The sequence below is a fragment of the Leifsonia xyli genome (assembly GCA_001647635.1).
Lineage (GTDB): Bacteria > Actinomycetota > Actinomycetes > Actinomycetales > Microbacteriaceae > Leifsonia > Leifsonia xyli_A.
On record CP014761.1, the window covers coordinates 715842 to 734994 of the forward strand.

16 protein-coding genes and 1 pseudogene are annotated in these 19153 nt (G+C 72.2%); all 17 read right to left on the reverse strand.

Translation table 11 applies throughout. From position 1 onward, the window contains the following. Positions 1 to 22: 22 nt before the first annotated feature. Positions 23 to 718 (reverse strand): hypothetical protein, encoded by a 696-nt coding sequence (locus A0130_03580; GenBank protein ID ANF30885.1) that lies wholly within the window; start codon positions 716 to 718, stop codon positions 23 to 25. Next, positions 708 to 2239 (reverse strand): annotated as a pseudogene (locus A0130_03585) (anthranilate synthase). The gene A0130_03580 and the pseudogene A0130_03585 overlap by 11 nt, the downstream one beginning before the upstream one ends. 5 nt (positions 2240 to 2244) lie before the next feature. Then, positions 2245 to 2640: a phosphoribosyl-AMP cyclohydrolase gene (locus tag A0130_03590; protein ID ANF30886.1), complete on the reverse strand. Its 396-nt coding sequence runs from the start codon at positions 2638 to 2640 to the stop codon at positions 2245 to 2247. Further along, a complete protein-coding gene (locus A0130_03595; protein ID ANF30887.1) occupies positions 2637 to 3401 on the reverse strand; it encodes an imidazole glycerol phosphate synthase cyclase subunit in 765 nt (254 codons plus the stop codon). The genes A0130_03590 and A0130_03595 overlap by 4 nt, the downstream gene beginning before the upstream one ends. Next, on the reverse strand, positions 3401 to 4240 hold the full coding sequence (locus A0130_03600) for an ATP phosphoribosyltransferase (GenBank protein ANF30888.1): 840 nt from the start codon (positions 4238 to 4240) through the stop codon (positions 3401 to 3403). The genes A0130_03595 and A0130_03600 overlap by 1 nt, the downstream gene beginning before the upstream one ends. A 43-nt stretch (positions 4241 to 4283) precedes the next feature. Further along, positions 4284 to 4547, reverse strand: a complete 264-nt coding sequence (gene hisE, locus A0130_03605) for a phosphoribosyl-ATP pyrophosphatase (protein ANF30889.1) — start codon at positions 4545 to 4547, stop codon at positions 4284 to 4286. 21 nt (positions 4548 to 4568) lie between these two features. Further along, positions 4569 to 5231, reverse strand: coding sequence for a ribulose-phosphate 3-epimerase (locus A0130_03610; GenBank protein ID ANF30890.1), 663 nt, complete (start codon positions 5229 to 5231; stop codon positions 4569 to 4571). Positions 5232 to 5241: 10 nt separating this feature from the next. Next, positions 5242 to 6672, reverse strand: coding sequence for a methyltransferase (locus tag A0130_03615; protein ID ANF30891.1), 1431 nt, complete (start codon positions 6670 to 6672; stop codon positions 5242 to 5244). After that, positions 6669 to 7592, reverse strand: a complete 924-nt coding sequence (locus A0130_03620) for a methionyl-tRNA formyltransferase (GenBank protein ID ANF30892.1) — start codon at positions 7590 to 7592, stop codon at positions 6669 to 6671. The genes A0130_03615 and A0130_03620 overlap by 4 nt, the downstream gene beginning before the upstream one ends. A 246-nt stretch (positions 7593 to 7838) precedes the next feature. Continuing rightward, on the reverse strand, positions 7839 to 9908 hold the full coding sequence (locus A0130_03625; GenBank protein ANF30893.1) for a preprotein translocase subunit SecA: 2070 nt from the start codon (positions 9906 to 9908) through the stop codon (positions 7839 to 7841). A gap of 2 nt (positions 9909 to 9910) precedes the next feature. Then, positions 9911 to 11104: a methionine adenosyltransferase gene (locus A0130_03630; protein ANF30894.1), complete on the reverse strand. Its 1194-nt coding sequence runs from the start codon at positions 11102 to 11104 to the stop codon at positions 9911 to 9913. A gap of 51 nt (positions 11105 to 11155) precedes the next feature. Further along, on the reverse strand, positions 11156 to 12457 hold the full coding sequence (locus tag A0130_03635; protein ID ANF30895.1) for a phosphopantothenoylcysteine decarboxylase: 1302 nt from the start codon (positions 12455 to 12457) through the stop codon (positions 11156 to 11158). An 85-nt stretch (positions 12458 to 12542) separates the two neighbouring features. Further along, positions 12543 to 12803 (reverse strand): DNA-directed RNA polymerase subunit omega, encoded by a 261-nt coding sequence (locus A0130_03640; protein ANF30896.1) that lies wholly within the window; start codon positions 12801 to 12803, stop codon positions 12543 to 12545. Positions 12804 to 12909: 106 nt separating this feature from the next. Continuing rightward, positions 12910 to 13851, reverse strand: coding sequence for a guanylate kinase (locus A0130_03645; GenBank protein ID ANF30897.1), 942 nt, complete (start codon positions 13849 to 13851; stop codon positions 12910 to 12912). Beyond that, positions 13844 to 14707, reverse strand: coding sequence for an orotidine 5'-phosphate decarboxylase (locus A0130_03650; GenBank protein ANF30898.1), 864 nt, complete (start codon positions 14705 to 14707; stop codon positions 13844 to 13846). Before A0130_03650 ends, A0130_03645 begins: the two co-directional genes overlap by 8 nt. Next, entirely contained in the window at positions 14704 to 17991 is a 3288-nt protein-coding gene (carB, locus tag A0130_03655; protein ANF30899.1) for a carbamoyl phosphate synthase large subunit, read from the reverse strand. Before carB ends, A0130_03650 begins: the two co-directional genes overlap by 4 nt. Next, on the reverse strand, positions 17991 to 19133 hold the full coding sequence (locus A0130_03660) for a carbamoyl phosphate synthase small subunit (GenBank protein ANF33279.1): 1143 nt from the start codon (positions 19131 to 19133) through the stop codon (positions 17991 to 17993). Before A0130_03660 ends, carB begins: the two co-directional genes overlap by 1 nt. Between the last annotated feature and the right edge of the window lie 20 nt (positions 19134 to 19153).

Below are 19153 nucleotides of genomic sequence, written 5' to 3' on the forward strand. Positions count from 1 at the left end.
GGAACGCACCCAGTCTAGTGGCTCAGCGCGTGGGGTCGTCGCCGCGCGTCAGCTCGTCCCAGCTGTCGATGGCGGTGTCGCGGTCGAGGGTCTGGGGGCCCTCGGGCGTGTCGCCGGCAGCGTCCTCCGGGGTGTCCTCGTCGTCCGCGGCGTCGGCGACGACCTCCTCAGCCGGGCGCCCGTCCTCGCCGGCGAACCGGGTCTGGTACTTGCGCGACGGCCCGGGCCAGACGCGCGAGAACACGATGACGGCCGCGCTCGCGAGCACGATCACGACACCGGCGACGATGGCGAGCCACGGCCAGAACTGCGTCTCGACCGAGTGGACGAGGTGGCGGACGGAGGCGTCGCCGGCCACGCCGGTCGCGGAGGTGATGGCGGAGGCGGAGGCGCGCACCGCATCCGACACCGCGGTGATCGCCGAGAGGAGCACGGAGACCCCGAGCAGGATGCCGAGCAGCGCGAGCACGATCCGGAACACCGGACCCGCGATCGCCAGCGCGGCGGTCAGGGCCAGCCCCGCGAGCGCGAGCGCGGTGAGCGCCGGAGCGGCCACCGATCCGGCCACGGAGATCGTGGCGGAGTGGTTCGCGGTGTCGGTCAGCCGGATGCTGAACCAGGTCTGCGTCGCGGCGAGCAGGGCCAGGCCGCTCCCCACGACGAGGAGCAGCATCGTCGTGTACTTGACCCGGCGCCCGGCTCTCACATCAGCCGGCATTGGGAACCCGCTTCATCGCGTTCGCCACCGCGACCGCGCGCAGCGGCGCTGCGGCCTTGTTGACGGACTCCTGGAACTCGCTCTCGGGCACCGAGTCGGCGACCAGTCCCCGCCGGCCTGCACGCGCGCCACCCCGCCGAGGATGGTCGCGGTGCGGATCGCGATGGCGAGGTCGGCGTCCCCGGCGAAGTCGAAGTAGCCGATCACGCCGCCGTAGACGCCGCGCTGTGCGGGCTCCAGCTCGTCGATGATCCGGAGCGCCATCGGCTTCGGCGCCCCCGACAGCGTCCCCGCCGGGAACGTCGCGCGGAAGACATCGATCGCGGTCGCGTCCGGGCGCAGGTCGCCCTCGACCGACGAGACGATGTGCATGATGTGGCTGAACCGCTCGATGCGCATGAACTCCGTGACCTCGACCGTGCCCGCCGCGCACACCTTCAGCAGGTCGTTGCGGGCGAGGTCGACGAGCATGAGGTGCTCGGCGCGCTCCTTGTCGTCGGCGAGGAGGGACGCCTCCAGGTCGAGGTCCTCCTCGGGGGTCGCGCCGCGCGGGCGTGAGCCGGCGATGGGATGCGTGAAGGCGCGCCCCTCCTGCACCTTCACCAGCGCCTCGGGCGACGATCCGACGATCTGGTACGCCTCGCCGTCCGGCTTCTCGAGCGACAGCAGGTACATGTACGGGCTCGGGTTGAGCGCCCGCAGCACGCGGTAGACGTCGAGCGCGGGCGCGGTGCACTCCAGCTCGAAGCGCTGCGAGATGACGACCTGGAAGATGTCGCCGTCGACGATGCGCTCCTTCGCCGTGACCACGGACGCGAGGAAGTCCTCGCGTGGCGTGCGGGAGGTCGGCTCGGCCGGGGTGAGGAGGTCGACCTCCTCCAGCCACGCCTCGGACGGCTGCGAGAGCTCGCGCTGCATGCGGTCGAGGCGGGCCTGCGCATCCGCCCACAGCGTCTCGGCGTCGTCGGTGCCGTCGGCCAGGGCGTTGGCGATGAGCTTCACATAGCCGGAGCGGTGGTCGATTACGACGAGGTCGGCGACGAACGCGAGCGCCTGGCCCGGCACGTCGAGGTCGGCCGGTGGCGCGTCGGGCAGCCGCTCGATCTGGCGGATGGCCTCCCAGCCGATAAAGCCGACGAGTCCACCGGTCAGCGGCGGCAGCCCCGGGATGCGCGGCGTCTGCCAGCGCGCGTGGAGCGCAGCGAGGGCCTCCAGCGGGCGCAGGGTCGACGCCGTGCCGAGCGCGCGCTCGGCGGCGAGGCCGTAATCGAGCCAGCGCACGTCGTCGTCCTGCTGCGTGAGCACCCCGAAAGAGGCAGCGCCGACGAACGAGAAGCGCGACCAGATCCCGCCCTGCTCGGCGGACTCCAGCAGGAACGTCCCCGCGCGGCCCGCGGCGAGCTTGCGGTAGATGCCGACCGGCGTCTCCCCGTCCGCGAACAGCTCGCGGACCACGGGGACGACGCGATGGTCCGCCACGAGCGCGTCGAACGCCTCGCGCTCGGTCGTGGCGGCGGGCATCCGGATCACAGGTCGGCCGCCTCGATGTCCGGGCTCGCGCCCACCTCGGGCTGCAGCACGTCCGCGTCGAAGCAGGTGCGCGTCCCGGTGTGGCAGGCCGCGCCGATCTGGTCGACGGTCACCAGCAGCGTGTCGCCGTCGCAGTCGAGCGCGACGCCCTTCACGTACTGCACGTGGCCCGACGTGTCGCCCTTGCGCCAGTACTCCTTGCGCGAGCGAGACCAGAACGTCACGCGGCCCTCGGTCATGGTGCGGCGGAACGCCTCGGCGTCCATCCACCCCATCATCAGCACCTCGCGGGTGTCGTACTGCTGGATGATCGCGGGCACCAGGCCGGTGTCGGTGAAGCGGATGCGCTCCAGCACCGCCTCTGGCTTCGTCGTGTTCGCGGTGTCGCTCATCGTCGGACCTCCATCCCGGCCGCGGCCAGTTCGTCCTTCACCTGATCGATGGTCAGTTCGCCCTGGTGGAACACGCTCGCGGCGAGCACCGCGTCCGCCCCCGCCTCGATCGCGGGCACGAAGTCGCCGAGCCTGCCGGCGCCGCCCGACGCGATCACGGGGACCGTGCTCAGCGCGCGCATCTCGCGGATGAGCTCCAGGTCGAAGCCCTCCTTGGTGCCGTCGGCGTCGATGGAGTTGACCAGCAGCTCCCCCGCGCCCAGCTCGATCGCCCGGCGCGCCCACTCCAGCGCGTCCAGGTCGGTCTCGGTGCGGCCGCCGTGCGTGGTGACGACGAAACCGGACGGCGTGGCCGCCGAGCGCTTCACATCCAGGGACAGCACGAGCACCTGCGCGCCGAAGCGCGCCGCGATCTCGGCGATCAGCTCCGGGCGCGCGATGGCGGCCGAGTTGACGCCCACCTTGTCCGCGCCGTGGCCGAGCAGCTTCGCCACATCCTCCGGGCTGCGCACGCCGCCGCCGACCGTGAGCGGGATGAAGACCTGCTCGGCCGTCGCCCGCACCACGTCGTAGGTGGTGGCGCGGTCGTCGACCGTGGCGGTCACATCCAGGAACGTCAGCTCGTCGGCGCCCTGCTCGAAGTAGCGGGCGGCGAGCTCGACCGGGTCGCCCTGGTCGCGCAGGTTCTGGAAGTTGACGCCCTTCACGACGCGGCCGGCGGCCACATCCAGACAGGGGATGACGCGGACCGAGACGCCCATCAGATCCTCGCGGCGTGGATGGAGGTGACCAGGATGGCGCGCGCGCCCAGCTCGTACAGCGCGTCCATGATGTGGTTGGTCTGGTCGCGCTTGATCATCACGCGGACGGCGACCCAGTCGGGCTCGCCCAGCGGCGACACCGTCGGGGACTCGACGCCCGGCGTGAGGGCGACGGCCGCATCCAGCAGCGCCACCGGCAGGTTGTAGTCGATGAGCACGTACTGGCGGGCGACCATGACGCCCTGCAGGCGGCGGACCAGCGTGTCGACGCCTGCGGCGCCGGCGGGCGACGAGATGAGCACCGCCTCCGACTCGAGGATCACCGGCCCGAAGATCTCCAGCCCCTGCTTGCGCAGCGTCGAGCCGGTCTCGACCACGTCCGCCACCGCGTCCGCCACGCCGAGCCGCACGGCCGACTCCACGGCGCCGTCGAGCTTGATGAGCGACGCGCTGACGCCGTTCTCGCCGAGGAACGCGCCGACCAGGCCCGGGTAGCTCGTCGCGACGCGCTTGCCCTCCAGGTCGGCCAGCTCGGTGAACACCCCTGCGGGGCCGGCGAAACGGAACGTGGACGCGGCGAAGTCGAGGGCCTCGATCTCGGCGGCCGGCGAACCGGAGTCGAGCAGCAGGTCGCGGCCGGTGATGCCCACGTCGAGCGCGCCGGAGCCGACGTAGGTCGCGATGTCGCGCGGCCGGAGGTAGAAGAACTCGACGCCGTTGCGGGCGTCGGTGACGATGAGCTCCTTGGGGTCGCGGCGGCCGACGTAGCCGGCCTCGTGCAGCATCTGCGCCGCGGTCTCGGAGAGGGATCCCTTGTTGGGGACGGCGATCTTCAGCATGTTGGGTCTTTCGTGTCGACGAGCAGTGGATGGGGGCGAGCCATCACAGATGTCGGTACACGTCGGCCGGGGTCAGGCCCTTCGCGAGGAGCAGGACCTGCAGGTGGTAGAGCAGCTGGGAGGCCTCTTCGGCGAGCGCCTCGTCGGACTCGTACTCGGCGGCCATCCACACCTCGGCGGCCTCCTCGACGATCTTCTTGCCGATGGCGTGCACGCCGGCGTCCAGTTCGCGGACCGTGCCGGAACCCTCCGGTCGGGTGCGCGCCTTGTCGCTCAGCTCGGCGAAGAGGTCGTCGAAGGTTTTCACCGTTCTAGCGTAGCGGGCGCGTCAGTGCGCGTGCGCCGAGGCGGCGTCCCGGAGCGCCTGGATGCGCTCGGCGGGCTCGCCGCGGAACACGCTGGAGCCCGCGACGAAGGTGTCGGCGCCCGCGGTGGCGGCGGTCACGATGGTCTCCTCGGTGACGCCGCCGTCGACCTGCAGCCAGACGTCGAGGCCGCGCGCTTCGACCGCCTCGCGGAGGGCGACCAGCTTGGGCATCATCTCGGGCATGAACGACTGGCCGCCGAATCCCGGCTCGACGGTCATCACGAGCACCTGGTCGAACTCCTCCAACAGGTCGAGGTACGGCTCGACGGCGGTGCCCGGCTTCAGGGCGATGCCGGCCCGCGAGCCGATCGCGCGCAGGCGGCGCGCCAGCGAGATCGGGTCGTGGGCGGCCTCGGCGTGGAAGGTCACCGAGTAGGCGCCCAGCTCGGCGTACCCGAGGGCCCAGCGGTCCGGATCGTCGATCATCAGGTGCACGTCGAGCGCGATCGGGCTGACGTCCTGGATCCGGCCGACCATCTGCGGGCCGAAGGTCAGGTTGGGGACGAAGTGGTTGTCCATCACATCCACGTGCACCAGGTCGGCGGTGTCGATCCGCTGCAACTCGGACTGCATGTTGACGAAGTCGGCCGCGAGGATGCTCGGGTTGATGCGCACGTGTCCCATGCGCTCCAGCCTAGGCCGGGGCGTCGGCGGTCTTGCGCAGCAGGGCGATGAACATGGCGTCGGTGACATGGCGGTGCGGCCACAGCTGCACCGTGCTTCTGTCGCCGGCGAGGTCCATGCGCTCGTTCACGAAAGCCTGCACGAGCTCGGCGGTCGGCTCGAGCTGCAGGACGCCGGAATGCCGGTCGAGGGCATCCTGCACGATGCCGCGGGTCTCGGCGACGTGCGGCGAGCACGTGACGTAGGCGAGCAGTCCTCCGGGCTTCAGCGCGGCGATCGCGGAGTCGAGCAGCGCCGCCTGCAGCACCGTCAGCTCGGCGACGTCGCGGGGCGTCTTGCGCCACCGGGCCTCCGGGCGGCGGCGGAGGGCACCGAGCCCGGTGCACGGCGCGTCGAGCAGGATGCGGTCGAACGCCTCCGGGTTCTCCGTCCCGATGACCGTGCCGTCCTGCTCCCAGACGGGGACCTCGAGCGGCACCGGCGCGAGCGCGCGACGGACCAGCTCGGCGCGGGCGGGCACCAGCTCGTTGGCGACCAGCGATGCTCCACCGGCCAGCGCCTCCGCCGCGAGCAGCGCCGCCTTTCCGCCGGGACCCGCGCACAGGTCGAGCCAGCGTTCGCCCGGCACGACGGGCTGTGCGCGCGTCAGCGCGAGGGCGGCCAGCTGCGAGCCCTCGTCCTGCACGCGGATGCGGCCGTCCGCCTCCTCGACCAGGCGCTGCGGGTCTCCCCCGCCTGTCGTGAAGCCCGGAGGCGAGAAGCGGTCGGGACGCGCGCCCTCCGGCTCGTCGGCGAGGCCCGGCAGTGCGATCAGGTTGACCCGCGGTGCCGTGTTGTCGGCCTCCAGCAGCGCCTCCAGCTCGTCGACGCGACCCTCCGCGTCGAGAGCGCGGCGGAACGCGCGGATCACCCAGACCGGATGCGAGTGCAGGGAAGCGAGCCGGTCGTCCTCGTTCTTCGCGCGGGCGGCGACCTGCTGGCGCCACTCCTCCGGGGTGTGGCGGCCGATCTCGCGGAGGACGCCGTTGACGAACCCCGTGCCCGAGCGGCTCCCGACCGTGCGGGCCAGGCCGACCGACTCGTTGACCGCCGCGTGCGCGGCCACACGGGTGGACAGCAGCTGGTGCGCGCCGAGGCGGAGCACGTCGAGCAGCGGCGGGTCGATCCGGTCGACCGGACGGCCCGCGGCGATCTCGATGACGCGGTCGTAGTAGCCCTGCATCCGGAGGGTGCCGTAGGTCAGCTCGGTTGCAAGGGCTGCATCGGCCGAGGAGAGCGCGGCGCGCGCGATCCGGGTCGGGAGGAGCAGGTTGGCGTAGGCGTCGGACTCCCGAACCGCCTGCAGCACGTCGAAGGCGACCCGGCGGGCGGGCTGCACGTGCGTCTGCTGCGGGCGGGACGGGCGGTTGCCGCGGGCACGGGCGTCGGGGCGCGGGGTCACGAGAGCACCAGGCCTTCGTCGGCGGACTGCGCGGCGCCGCGCATCCAGTCGGCCGCCGCCATCGCGCGCTTGCCGGCCGGCTGGACGGTGACCAGCTCGAGCGGGTCGGTGCCCGTACCGACCAGGATGCGGCGATCGCGCGCCTCGACGACGCCCGGGGCGAGCGGCGGCTCGCCGTCGGTGCGGCGGGCGGCCAGCACCTTGAAGCGCTCGCCGCCGAACAGAGCGAACGCGCCCGGCTCGGGCGTCACGCCGCGCAGGCGGGCGTAGACGCGGTGCGCCGGCTCGGTGAGGTCGAGGCGCGCGTCGTCGAGGGTGAGCTTGGGGGCCGGTCTCGACTCTCCCTGCTGCGGTACGGCACGCGCGGTCCCGGCGGCGAGGGCGTCGGCGGTGTCGGCCAGCAACGCCGCGCCATCGACGGCCAGGGCGTCGAGCAGCTCGCCGGCGGTCTCGTCCGGGCCGATGGGACGGTGCAGCTCGGCGTACACGTCGCCCGCGTCGAGCTCGGGCACGAGGTGGAACACCGCCGCGCCCGTCTCCGTGTCGCCCGCGATGATGGCGTGCTGGACCGGGGCCGCGCCGCGCCAGCGCGGGAGCAGCGAGAAGTGCAGGTTGACCCATCCCAGTCGCGGCAGCGACAGCAGCGGCTCGCGCACCAGGCCGCCGTACGCGACGACGACGCCGAGGTCGGGCGCCAGCTCGCGGATGCGGTCGGTCACCTCCTCCCGCAGCCGGTTCGCCTTGATCACGGGAAGGCCGAGACGCTCAGCGGCGTCTGCCACCGGCGACGGCGTGAGCACGCGCTTGCGGCCGAGGGGCGCATCCTCGCGGGTAACGACGGCGACCACCTCGTGGCGCGCGGCGACGGCCTCGAGCGACGGGATGGCGACGGCCGGGGTGCCGGCGAAGACGATGCGCATGGAGAAGGTTCTTTCGGTTCGGGACGGCCACCCAGCCTACTCCGCGCCGCCTCACGCCGCCGTCGCCCTGGTTGACGCAACACGCCGCCCGCAGCGCAGGTATTGCGGCGTGTCGCGTCAACCAGACGCGTCGTCGGCGGCCGGGTGCGCGTGGGCGCCACCGCACCCCGCCCATGGGGCGCAACACGCCGCTACGCGCGCGCGATAACGGCGTGTTGCGACCCATGGATGCGGGTTCGCGCGGGGCTACAGGATCTCGGGGTCGTCGAAGCGGACGCGGAGCGTCGGCGCGGGGCGGTAGCCGGGGCGGCCGGCGGGCGCGCGGCGGCGGCGGGTCGCGTTCTTGACGACGGCCGCGCGTACCGCCGCCGCCACGTCGCCGCCGTGCGCGTACTCGAAGCGCAGCACCGCCCGCACCTGGTCCGGGCCGGCTCGCCGGGCCGATGCGCCGTCGGGCTCGACCGGCGCCGGGCCGAGCACATCGATGAGGAGGGACGCGTCCACCGCCTCCAGCACCTCCGTCACGGTGGCCTCGGCGCCGGTCACCGACGCCAGCCGGACGGCGGGCGGGAAGCGCAGCTCGCGGCGGTCCACCAGCTCGGCGTGCGCGAACTCGACCAGGCGGCCGGTCGCGAAGTCGCGGGCGAGCGGCCCGGACACGCCGACCAGCACGGTCGGTGCCCCCGGCGCGGCGAGTCCGGCGGCGCTCTGCCACCAGCGGAGGCAGTCCTCGGCGACATGCAGGGATTCGCGCGCGAGCATCCGCTCGCCGTCGAGGAGCAGCACGGCCTGGTAGCCGCCCTCGGCGATGGGCTCGGCGCCCCGCGTCGCGACGACCAGGGCCGGCGCCGACCCGATGCGCTGGACCGGGTGGTCGCCGTCGGCGAGGATGACGCGCGTGCCGGGGAACGCCCGTCCCAGTTCCTCGGCGGTACGGCCGGAGCCGACCGTCACCATCCGGAACCGCCGGTGCTCGCAGTGCTCGCACTGCCAGTCGGTGGCGAGACGTCCGCAGACGGTGCACGACGGCGGTGCGCCGGCCCGGGTCTGGTGCAGCGGACCTTTGCAGTACGTGCACCGGGCGGCCTGGCCGCAGTTCGCGCACGCGATCACCGGTGCGTATCCGGGGCGCGCGACCTGCACGAGCACCGGCCCGCGGGGTCGCCCGCTCGACCCGTCCAGCGCCTCGCGGGCCGTGCGCCAGGCGGTCGAGGGGATCCGCGCCGCGCGCGCCATCGGCTCCGGAGCCTGCTGGTTGGCGGTGAGCACGATCTTCGGCGTGAGGGCGCGCTCGGGGCCGACGTCGCGCAGCCAGCCGAGCTCGACCAGCCGCTGCGCCTCGACGCTCCGGATGTTGCCGCTCAGCACGAGCGCACAGCCCTCCAGCTCCTGGCGGACCAGCGCCGCATCCCGCGTGTGGACGTACGGGCTCAGCGGCTCGGCGTGCAGCGGGTCGCTGTCCTCCCAGACCACCAGCAGGCCGAGGCGGGACGCGGGCGCGTAGACGACCGACCGGTTGCCGATGACGATGCGCGGACCGGACAGCGCCTCCAGGAACCCGCGGTACCGATCGGCGTTCGCCTGCCCGGCGTCGGCGCGCACCACGGCCTCCGGCGGCGCGACCGCGGCGAGGGCGGCGGCGAGCTGCTCCAGGTCGCGGTGGTCCGGCACGGCCACGATGGCGCTCCGTCCGCCGCGCCAGCAGTCCGCGGCCAGCGCGGCCAGGGTGACCGCCCACTCCCCGACCCACGTGCCGTCGGGCAGCGGGACCAGACGCGGGATGGCACGCAACGCGATCCGTTCGTCGCGGGCCACCGCATCCTCCAGCACCCGCTCGCCGTACCCGCGCACCGGGACCACCGGCCCGGCAGCGCCAGCCGATGGTGACATCTGGTCGCCATCGGCGTCTGCTGGTGACATCTGCTCACCACTCGATTCGGGACGCGACGCGAGCCATGCCTTCTCGACACGCACCATCCGCCCGGGCACGGCCAGGCGCAGGATGTCGCTCGCGGTCCCGGCGCTGCGGTCGGCGAGCCGCCGCGCCAGACGCCACACCTCGGGCGTCAGCACCTGCGCCGGCGACACCACCGCCTCGATCGGGCTCAGCGTCCCCTCGAACGCGTCATCCGGCGCACCGACCTCGACGAGGTACCCGTCGGCCACCCGGCCCGCGGAGCGCAGCGGCACGCGCACGCGCACGCCGGGCACCGCCGCGTCGGCGAGCTCCTCGGGGATGGCGTAGTCGAAGAGGTGGTCAAGCTGCGGGAGCGGGGAGTCGATGACCACCCGGGCGACCCGTGCGGCCGCCGCCACGCTCAGAGTCCTGCGGCCGAGCGCAGGTCGTCGACGCGGTCGAGCGCCTCCCAGGTGAACTCGGGGAGCTCGCGGCCGAAGTGGCCGTAGGTCGCGGTCCGCGCGTAGATCGGGCGCAGCAGGTCGAGGTCGCGGATGATCGCTGCAGGACGCAGGTCGAAGACGTCCTGGATGGCGCGGATGATGCGCTCCTCCGGCACCTTCGCGGTGCCGAACGTCTCGACGTAGAGGCCGACCGGGGCGGCCTTGCCGATCGCGTACGCGATCTGCACCTCGAGCCGGTCGGCGAAGCCCGCCGCCACGGCGTTCTTGGCGACCCAGCGCATCGCGTACGCGGCCGAGCGGTCGACCTTCGACGGGTCCTTGCCCGAGAAGGCGCCGCCGCCGTGCCGGGACGCGCCGCCGTAGGTGTCGACGATGATCTTGCGGCCGGTGAGCCCCGCGTCGCCCTTCGGCCCGCCGATCTCGAAGCGGCCGGTCGGGTTGATCAGCGTCCGGATGTGGGACGTCTCGAGCCCGGCCCCGTGCAGTACCGGGTTGATGACCTCCTCGACGATCTCGGCCTGCAGCTGCTCGTTCGAGACGTGCGGCGCGTGCTGCGTCGACAGCACGACCGTCTGCACCGACTTGGGCACGGCCCCCTCGTAGCCGATGGTGACCTGGGTCTTGCCGTCCGGGCGGAGGTAGTCGAGCGTGCCGTCCTTGCGCACCGAGGCCAGGCGCTCGGCGAGGCGGTGAGCCAGCCAGATCGGCAGCGGCATGTACTGCGGGGTCTCGGTGGTGGCGTAGCCGAACATGATGCCCTGGTCGCCCGCGCCCTGGCGGTCGAGGTCGTCGTGGCTCTGCTCGGCGCGGGTCTCGAGCGCGTTGTCGACGCCCTGCGCGATGTCGGGCGACTGCGCGCCGATCGAGACGGAGACGCCGCACTGGGTGCCGTCGAAGCTCACGTCGGACGAGTCGTAGCCGATCTCGACCAGCTTGTTGCGCACCAGGGCCGGGATCTCGACGTAGCCCTTCGAGGTCACCTCGCCCGCGACGTGCACGAGGCCGGTCGTGACCAGCGTCTCGACCGCGGACCGACTGTGCGGGTCGACGGTGAGGAGCGCATCCAGGATGCTGTCGGAGATCTGGTCGCAGATCTTGTCCGGGTGACCCTCGGTGACGGACTCGGACGTGAAGAGACGCAGATCTGCCATGGTTCTCCCGGGGTCGAATGGGCTGAGCACGCGACCGGATCGGCGACGTGATTATGCGATGACGTCGAGGATACGGTCGGCCACCGACAACTTGCTGCCCGAGGCCTCCATCACTATATCGCCGCCCCTCCGCAGGACCACGACCTCGTTGCTCTCCGTTGCGAAGCCCTGCGACCAGCCGACCTGGTTGAGCACCAGGAAGTCGCTGCCCTTGTGCTCGAGCTTGGTGCGGCCCAGCTCGATGAGGGCCTGCGGGTCGGGCTCGGTCTCGGCGGCGAAACCGACGACGACCTGGCCGTCGCGGCGGTTGGCCGCGAGCCCGGCGAGGATGTCGGGATTGGCGACCAGCTCGAGCGTCAGGGTGTCGCCCTGGTCGGCCTTCTTGATCTTGGCGTCGCGGGTCTCGGCCGGGCGGTAGTCGGCGACGGCGGCCGTCATCACGACGATGTCGGCGGCGCGCGCGGCCTCGGTCACCGCCTCCTGCAGCTCGAGCGCGGTCTGCACCTCGATCAGCTCGACGCCCTCCGGCGGCTCGACCTCGAGGTGCGCGGCGATGAGGACGACCTCGGCTCCGCGGGCCTGTGCGGCGGCGGCGATCGCGACGCCCTGGCGTCCGCTGGACCGATTGCCGAGGAATCGCACCGGGTCGAGCGGCTCGCGCGTCCCTCCAGCGGTCACGACTACGCGCTTGCCGGCCAGGTCGACGCCGCCGCGCGGAAGGCGCGCGGCCTCGTTGGCCCGGCGGCGCTCGGACAGCACGACCACGTCGTTGACGGTGGATGCGGCGGGCAGCGCGACGGGAGCGGGCGCCCCGACCGCGCGCGGGGTCGCACCCGCGGCGCGGAGGGCCGCCCGCACGATGACCTCGGGCTCCTCCATGCGGCCGGGTCCGGAGTCGTTGCCGGTCAGCTGACCGCTCGCCGGGCCCACGATGGTCACGCCGCGGCCGCGCAGCGTCGCGATGTTCGCGACGGTCGCCGGGTTGCGCCACATCTCGGTGTGCATCGCCGGCGCGATCACCAGCGGGGCGGTGGATGCCAGGACCGTGTTGCCGAGGAGGTCGTCGGCGATTCCCGCGGCGAGCTTGGCGATGGTGTTCGCCGTCGCGGGCGCGATCACGATGAGGTCGGCCGACTGCCCGATCGCCACGTGCCGCACCTCGGCGACGCCCTCGTACAGGTCGGTCGCGACCGGGTTGCGGCTGATCGCCTCCAGCGTCGGACGCCCCACGAACCGCAGTGCCGCCTCGGTGGCGACCACGTGCACCGAATGCCCTTCGAGGACCAGGGCGCGGATCACTCCGACGGCCTTGTATGCGGCGATGCCGCCGGTCACTCCGACGACGACGGTCAATCGTGGGCTCAACGGCGGCACCTCTCCTCGGCCGGGGGCTCCCCGGCTGCGATGGTCTGCGGCTGTACTGCTGCTGGGTCTCGCGTTACTCCGCGGAGATGGGCTTGATGACGAGCTTGTCCTCGTTGATCTCGTGCAGCGCCACCGAGAGCGGCTTGTCGTCGACCGAGGAGTCGACCAGCGGGCCGACGTTGTCGAAGAGGCTGCCCTCGTGCAGGTCGGCGTAGTAGTCGTTGATCTGGCGGGCCCGCTTCGAGGCGAAGATCACGAGCGCGTACTTCGACTCGACGCGCGACAGGAGGTCGTCGATGGGCGGGTCGATGATGCCGTTGTTGCTGGTTGCCATAGCGGGCTGCTCCTTGTTCTGGGCGACCGGGCGCGGTGACCCGATCGACGGCCGCGTCACGCGGCCGGGGACGGTGGGCGCGCCGGCAAGGGCGCGGAAAGAGGGCTCACGGACGCGACGGCGCCGCGCGGACCTTCATCAAGTCTACGACCTCGCGGGCCGCGGTCGCGACGTCGTGGTTGACGACCTTGTAGTCGAACTCGTCCTGGGCGGCCAGCTCGACCTTCGCGGTCTCCAGCCGCCGCTGCTGCTCGGCCGCGTCCTCAGTGCCCCGTCCGATCAGGCGCCGGACCAGCTCCTCCCACGTCGGCGGGAGCAGGAAGATGAGCCGCGCCTCCGGCATGGACGCCCGCACCTGGCGTGCGCCCTGGAGGTCGATCTCCAGCAGCACGCTGCGGCCGGCGGCCAGCGCCTGCTCGATCGGCGCGCGCGGCGTGCCGTAGCGGTAGGCGTTGTGCACGGTCGCGTGCTCCAGGAGCTCGCCCTCGACGATCATCCGGTCGAACTCGGCATCGTCGACGAAGTAGTAGTTGACGCCGTCGACCTCACCCGGCCGGGGCTTGCGCGTGGTCGCGGAGACCGAGAGCAGCACATCCGGGTAGTTCTCCCGGATGTACGTGGAGACCGTGCCCTTGCCGACCGCGGTCGGGCCGGCGAGCACGACGAGGCGGTTGCGCTGGCGCAGGCTCCGGTTCTCGCGCTCGATCAGGAACTCGCGGAGGCGCAGCCGCTGGTGCCGGCCGAGGCCGCCGAGCCGCTTCGCCGGCGAGATCTGGAGGCGGTCGAGCGCCTCCTGCATCTTGGTCTGCCCGATCGCGGGCACGCTGAGCAGGAACTCGGTCACGCGCAGACGGCCCTCGACGCCTTCGGGGTCGGCGGTCGCGTGGTCGAGCACGGTCAGCGGCGAGACCTCGCGGGAGGCGATGGAGGCCTTCACGGCGGCACGAGCGCGCCGCGCGGCCACGGCGGCCTGTGAGGCTGCCTGCCGGTCGACCTCGGGCGGAGCCGGCCGGACGCCGCGGTCGGTGGATGCTGCGGCGTCAGACATGCGCGGCCCGCACCTCCTCGGCGCGGCGGTCGATCGCGTCCGCCAGCCCCTGCGGCCCCGCGTTCAGCAGCCCGCGGGACTCGCTCACGATCACGCCGGCCGCGAGCGACCCGAACAGCCGCGGAGCATCCTCGACCTTCGCGCCCTGGTGGCCGAAGCCCGGGGCGAGCACCGGCAGGGCGGGCGTCCGCTCCCCCGCGGTCTGGACGTCGATCCCGTAGTCGGCGAGCTCGACGGTCGCGCCGAGCACCAGCCCGACGGTGCCGAACGGGCGCCGGCCCGGCTGCTCCTGGTTGAACGCATGCACGTCTTCGATGATCGCACGAGCGACGGACCGCCCGGTCCACGGCCCGCTCTGCACGATCGCCTGCTGCACGGCCGCGGCCTCCGGATTGGAGGTGGCGGCCAGCACGAACAGGCCCTTGCCCGCCCGCTCCCCCAGCGCCATCGTCGCGTCCAGCGACCCGACGCCCATGTACGCGGCGACGGTCAGCGCGTCGGCCTCGAGCCGCGATCCCGGAGTCAGCCACGCCTCGGCGTACGCCGTGACGCTGGTGCCGATGTCGCCGCGCTTGGCGTCGGCGATCACCAGCAGACCGGCCTCGCGCGCGGCGGCCAGCACGTCCTCCAGGGCCGCGTAGCCGGCGGCTCCGAACCGCTCGTAGAACGCGACCTGCGGCTTGACGATGCCCGCGCGTCCGGCGGCGGCCTCGACGACCGTCAGCCCGAACGACCGCAGGCCGTCGGCGCTCGCCGGCAGCCCCCACGCCTCCAGCAGGTGGGCGTGGGGGTCGATGCCGACGCAGAGCCGGCCGCGCGCGGCGAAGACCTGCGCGAGCCGGTCGCCGAACGTCATGCGCGGGCGGCCCTCTCCACGGCGTACTCCTGCAGCGACTTCACGTCGAAGCCCTCCCGGATGGCGTCCAGCGACGCGACCGCGGCGCTCAGCTCGGCGATGGTCGTGAACAGCGGCTTGTCCGCCGCCACGGCCGCCGCGCGGATCTCGTACCCGTCGGCGCGCGCCGAGCGCCCGCTCGGAGTGTTGATCACCACATCCACCTCGGACCGGTTGATGATGTCGACGATCGAGTCGCCGCCCGACTCCAGCGCGTCGCTGTGCTTGCGCACGATGCGCGCCTCGATGCCGTTGCGGTTGAGCACCTCGGCGGTGCCCTCGGTGGCGACGATCCCGAAGCCGAGCTGCGCCAGGCGCAGCACCGGCAAGACCACGGCCCGCTTGTCGCGGTCGGAGACCGAGACGAAGGCGGTGCCGGTCAGCGGCATCCCGCCGTAGGCGGCCGACTGGCTCTTCGCGAACGCGGTCGGGAAGTCCTTGTCGATGCCCATGACCTCGCCGGTCGAGCGCATCTCCGGGCCGAGCACCGAGTCGACGACCGTGCCCTCCTTCGTGCGGAACCGCTTGAACGGCAGCACAGCCTCCTTGACCGCGACGGGCGAGTCCATCGGGATGAGCGAGCCGTCCTCCGCGGGCAGCAGCCCCTCGGCGATCAGGCCGTCGATCGTCTCGCCGACCATGAGCCGCGACGCGGCCTTCGCCAGCGGGATGCCGAGCGCCTTGGACACGAACGGCACGGTGCGGGACGCGCGCGGGTTGGCCTCCAGCACGTAGAGCACACCGGCGCCGATCGCGAACTGCACGTTGAGCAGGCCGCGCACCCCGATCCCCTCGGCGATCTTGAGGGTCGCCTCGCGCACCCGGTCGATCTCGCGGCGGCCGAGCGTGATGGGGGGGAGGGTGCACGACGAGTCGCCCGAGTGGACCCCGGCCTCCTCGATGTGCTCCATCACGCCGCCGATGTACAGCCGCTCGCCGTCGTAGAGCGCGTCGACGTCGATCTCGATCGCGTCGTCGAGGAAGCGGTCCACGAGCAGCGGATGCGACGGGCCGACGATCCCCTGGCCCGCGACGCGCTCGAAGTAGTCGGCGAGGGAGGCGTTGTCGTACACGATCTCCATGCCGCGGCCGCCGAGCACGAAGCTCGGGCGGACCAGCACCGGGTAGCCGATCTGCTCGGCCGCGTGCGCCGCCGACGGGTAGTCGACCGCGGTGCTGTTCTTCGGCGCCACCAGTCCCGCGTTCTCGAGGATGCCCGCGAACAGCCCGCGCTCCTCCGCCAGGTCGATCGCCTCCGGCGTGGTGCCCAGGATCGGGACGCCCGCCGCCTCGAGGCCCTTCGCGAGCCCGAGGGCGGTCTGGCCGCCGAGCTGGACGACGACGCCCACCAGCTCGCCGGTCTGCGACTCCGCGTGGATGACCTCCAGCACGTCCTCCAGCGTCAGCGGCTCGAAGTAGAGCCGGTCGCTGGTGTCGTAGTCGGTCGACACCGTCTCCGGGTTGCAGTTGATCATGATCGTCTCGAACCCGGCGTCGTGCAGCGCGAACGACGCGTGCACGCACGAGTAGTCGAACTCGACGCCCTGGCCGATGCGGTTCGGGCCGGAGCCCAGGATGACGACCTTGCGCTTGTCGCTCGGCTCCACCTCGGTCTCCAGGTCGTAGCTGGAGTAGTGGTACGGCGTGAGCGCCGGGAACTCGCCCGCGCAGGTGTCGACCGTCTTGTAGACCGGGCGCACGCCGAGGATGTGGCGCACCTCGCGAACGTCGGCCTCGCCGAAGCCGCGCAGCTCGCCGATCTGGGCGTCGGAGAAGCCGTGGTCCTTGGCGTAGCGCAGCGTCTCGGTGTCGAGGGTCGGCGCATCCCGGATCAGGTCGGCGACCTCGTTGATCAGGACGATCTGGTCGATGAACCAGGGGTCGATCTTGGTCGCCTCGAAGACCTGCTCCGGCGTCGCGCCGAGGCGGAGCGCCTGCTGCACGTCGACGATGCGGCCGTCGGTCGGCGTCGCGATGGAGGCGAGGAGCTCGTCCACGGTGCGCGTCTGCTCGCCCCAGTGGAACGACGACCCGCGCTTCTCCAGCGACCGCAGCGCCTTCTGCAGGGCGCTGGTGAAGGAGCGGCCGATCGCCATCGCCTCGCCGACCGACTTCATGGTCGTGGTCAGCGTCGGGTCGGCGGCCGGGAACTTCTCGAACGCGAACCGGGGAACCTTGACGACGATGTAGTCGAGCGTCGGCTCGAAGCTCGCCGGCGTCACCTTGGTGATGTCGTTCGGGATCTCGTCCAGGCGGTAGCCGATGGCCAGCTTGGCCGCGATCTTCGCGATCGGGAAGCCGGTCGCCTTCGACGCCAGGGCCGACGACCGCGAGACGCGCGGGTTCATCTCGATGACGATGATGCGGCCGTTCTCGGGGTTCACCGCGAACTGGATGTTGCAGCCGCCGGTGTCGACGCCGACGGCGCGGATGATGTCGATGCCGATGTCGCGCAGCTTCTGGTACTCGCGGTCGGTCAGCGTGAGCGCCGGGGCGACGGTGATCGAGTCGCCGGTGTGCACGCCGACCGGGTCGACGTTCTCGATGGAGCAGACGACGACCGTGTTGTCGGCGGTGTCGCGCATGAGCTCGAGCTCGTACTCCTTCCAGCCGAGGATGGACTCCTCCAGGAGCACCTCGCTGGTCGGGCTCTGGTGGATGCCGTCGCCGGCGATCCGGCGCAGCTCCTCCGGCGTGTACGCGAAGCCCGATCCGAGGCCGCCCATGGTGAACGACGGGCGGACGACGAGCGGGTAGCCGAGATCCTCGGCGAACTCGAGCGCCTCCTCGACGGTGTGAGCGATGTGCGAGCGCGCGACCTCGGCGCCGGCCTCGACGACCAGCTCCTTGAAGATCTGGCGGTCCTCGCCCTTCTGGATGGCCTCGAACTTCGCGCCGATCAGCTCGACGCCGTACTTCTCGAGGATGCCGTGCTCGTGCAGCTGCATGGCCGCGTTGAGCGCGGTCTGGCCGCCCAGGGTCGGCAGGATGGCGTCCGGCTTCTCCTTGGCGATGATCGTCTCGATGACCTGCCAGGTGATCGGCTCGACGTAGGTCGCGTCGGCGAAGTCGGGGTCGGTCATGATCGTCGCCGGGTTGGAGTTGACCAGGATGACACGCACGCCCTCGGCCTTGAGCACGCGGCACGCCTGCGTGCCGGAGTAATCGAATTCCACGGCCTGCCCGATGACGATCGGGCCGGAGCCGATGACGAGGACGGAGTTGATGTCGTCGCGTTTGGGCATCAGGCGTTCTCCTGGTTGTTCGTGGCGTTCTCGGAGTGCTGGGCGCGAATCATGTCCAGGAACCGGTCGAAGAGGTAGTTGGCGTCGTGCGGGCCGGCCGCCGCCTCCGGGTGGTACTGCACGCTGAAGGCGTTGAGGTCGAGGCAGTTGAGCCCCTCCACGACCTGATCGTTGAGCGAGAAGTGGCTCACCTCGACGCGGCCGAAGCCGGCGGGCGAGTCGAACGCGGCGTCGATCGGGGCCTTCACCGCGAAGCCGTGGTTCTGGGCGGTGATCTCGACGCGGCCGGTGCGCTTGTCGAGCACCGGCTGGTTGATCCCGCGGTGGCCGAACGGCAGCTTGTACGTGTCGAGCCCGAGCGCGCGGCCGAGCAGCTGGTTGCCGAAGCAGATGCCGAAGTACGGCAGGCCGGCGCGCAGCGTCTCCTGCAGCAGGGCGACGTGCTTGTCGGACGCCTGCGGGTCGCCCGGGCCGTTCGAGAAGAACAGCGCCGAGACGCCGAGCCCGAGCACATCCTGCGCCGACACCTGCTGCGGGAGCACGTGCACGTCGAGGCCGCGAGCGGCCAGGTTCTCGAGGGTCGACTTCTTGACGCCGAGGTCGAGCACGGCGACCGAGCCGACCTTCTCGCCGACGGCCGGGACCGTGTAAGGCTCGACCGTCGACACCTCGGCCGACAGGTTGCGGCCGCGCATCTTCTCGCCGGCGAGCACCAGCTCCAGCTGCTCGCTCTCGCTCAGGTCGAAGTCGTCGCCCGAGAAGATGCCGGAGCGCATCGCTCCGGCCGAGCGGATGTGACGCGTCACCGCGCGCGTGTCGATGCCGCTGATCCCCACCACGCCCTGCGCGACGAGGTCGTCGTCGAGGCTGCGCTGGGCGCGGAAGTTCGAGACGACGCGGCTGGGCTCGCGGACGACGTAGCCCGCGACCCAGATCTGCCGCGACTCCATGTCCTCGTCGTTGGTGCCCGTGTTGCCGATGTGGGGCGCCGTCTGGAGGACGATCTGCCCGGCGTACGACGGGTCGGTCAGGGTCTCCTGGTAGCCGGTCATGCCGGTCGCGAAGACGGCCTCGCCGAGCGTGCGTCCGCGGGCGCCGTAGGCCCGGCCGACGTAGCGTGTTCCGTCTTCGAGGACGAGCACCGCGGGGTCTGTTGCGAGCA

What these genes read in the sequence shown, in the direction of transcription:
- A0130_03610 (ANF30890.1), bottom strand. Translation starts at nt 5,231, where the DNA reads ATGGGACACGTGCGCATCAACCCGAGCATCCTCGCGGCCGACTTCGTC.
- A0130_03590 (ANF30886.1), bottom strand. Translation starts at nt 2,640, where the DNA reads ATGAGCGACACCGCGAACACGACGAAGCCAGAGGCGGTGCTGGAGCGC.
- A0130_03580 (ANF30885.1), bottom strand. Translation starts at nt 718, where the DNA reads ATGCCGGCTGATGTGAGAGCCGGGCGCCGGGTCAAGTACACGACGATG.
- A0130_03620 (ANF30892.1), bottom strand. Translation starts at nt 7,592, where the DNA reads ATGCGCATCGTCTTCGCCGGCACCCCGGCCGTCGCCATCCCGTCGCTC.
- A0130_03600 (ANF30888.1), bottom strand. Translation starts at nt 4,240, where the DNA reads ATGCTGAAGATCGCCGTCCCCAACAAGGGATCCCTCTCCGAGACCGCG.
- A0130_03630 (ANF30894.1), bottom strand. Translation starts at nt 11,104, where the DNA reads ATGGCAGATCTGCGTCTCTTCACGTCCGAGTCCGTCACCGAGGGTCAC.
- A0130_03640 (ANF30896.1), bottom strand. Translation starts at nt 12,803, where the DNA reads ATGGCAACCAGCAACAACGGCATCATCGACCCGCCCATCGACGACCTC.
- A0130_03595 (ANF30887.1), bottom strand. Translation starts at nt 3,401, where the DNA reads ATGGGCGTCTCGGTCCGCGTCATCCCCTGTCTGGATGTGGCCGCCGGC.
- carB (ANF30899.1), bottom strand. Translation starts at nt 17,991, where the DNA reads ATGCCCAAACGCGACGACATCAACTCCGTCCTCGTCATCGGCTCCGGC.
- A0130_03650 (ANF30898.1), bottom strand. Translation starts at nt 14,707, where the DNA reads ATGACGTTCGGCGACCGGCTCGCGCAGGTCTTCGCCGCGCGCGGCCGG.
- A0130_03645 (ANF30897.1), bottom strand. Translation starts at nt 13,851, where the DNA reads ATGTCTGACGCCGCAGCATCCACCGACCGCGGCGTCCGGCCGGCTCCG.